1 protein-coding gene is annotated in these 582 nt (G+C 70.8%); it reads left to right on the plus strand.

From position 1 onward, the window contains the following. The coding region (locus tag ACTWQE_RS34190) for a helix-turn-helix transcriptional regulator (protein WP_443332977.1) at nucleotides 1–582 on the plus strand (582 nt) is incomplete at both ends.

Below are 582 nucleotides of genomic sequence, written 5' to 3' on the forward strand. Positions count from 1 at the left end.
ATCGACCCGGCCGCCCTCACCGCCGTCGGAACCGCGGTACGCCACCGCCACCTCCTCGTCACCGAGACACTGCGTCCCGACGGCACACGCCCCGAACCCAGTGACCCCGACTACCTGCCCGCCCACCGCATCGAGCCACACCACCTGGTCGTCTGGGCCGCCCGGTGGTATCTGGTGGCCTACGACCTCACCGACAATGAATGGCGAGTACGCCGCGTCGATCGACTGCACCCCCGCCCCACCACGCAGCACTTCGCCGCCCGCGCGCTTCCCCACCCCGACCTCGCCCACTTCGTGATGAGCACCCACGACCGCGGCGACACCCCCGCCGCCTGGCAATGCACCGGCACCGCCCGGCTCAACCTGCCCGCTCACATCGTGGCCCGCTGGGCACCAGGCGGCTCCGTCGTGGAACACCTCGACACCGAGTGCTGCCGGCTCACTCTCGGCGCCTGGTCCTGGGCCGGCATCGCCGGCATCCTCGCCACCTTCGACACCGAACTCACCGACCTCCACCCACCCGAACTCGTCCACGCATGCCGCCGCCTCACACACCGATGGGCCACTATTGCCGACACCGAG

The sequence above is a fragment of the Streptomyces sp. 8N706 genome (assembly GCF_052245415.1).
Lineage (GTDB): Bacteria > Actinomycetota > Actinomycetes > Streptomycetales > Streptomycetaceae > Streptomyces.